This window comes from Streptomyces spinoverrucosus, assembly GCF_006539505.1.
Lineage (GTDB): Bacteria > Actinomycetota > Actinomycetes > Streptomycetales > Streptomycetaceae > Streptomyces > Streptomyces spinoverrucosus.
Window position 1 is genome coordinate 1 of record NZ_BJND01000217.1, and the last position, 557, is coordinate 557.

The following is a 557-nucleotide window of genomic DNA, read 5'->3' on the forward strand; positions in this document are numbered from 1 at the left end:
GCACTGAGCCCCGTTGGAGCGAGGGCACCGTCCTGATCACCGGAGCCACCGGCGCCCTCGGCCGACTCCTCGCCCGCCACCTCGCCCACCACCACGGCGCCCGCCACCTCCTCCTCCTCAGCCGCCGCGGCGCCAACGCACCCGGCACCACCGAACTCCACGACGAACTCACCAAAACCGGCACCACCATCACCTACGCCGCCTGCGACGCAGCCGACCCCCACGCCCTCGCCACCACCCTCGCCACCATCCCCGAAGAACACCCCCTCACCGCCGTCATCCACACCGCAGGCCTCGTCGACGACGGACTCCTCACCCACCTCACACCCGAACGCCTCCACACCATCCTCAAACCCAAAGTCGACGCCGCCTGGAACCTCCACCACCTCACCCGCCACCACCCCCTCAACGCCTTCATCCTCTACTCATCCCTCGCCGGCCTCCTCGGCACCGCAGGACAAGCCAACTACGCAGCCGGCAACACCTTCCTCGACGCCCTCGCCCACCACCGCACCGCCCAAGGCCTCCCCGCCACCTCACTCGCCTGGGGCCTATGG

The 557-nt window shown here is 70.2% G+C and carries 1 protein-coding gene; it reads left to right on the top strand.

Translation table 11 applies throughout. The features are described from left to right. On the top strand, positions 1 to 557 hold a 557-nt coding region (locus SSP24_RS42600), incomplete at both ends, for a beta-ketoacyl reductase (RefSeq protein WP_141316654.1).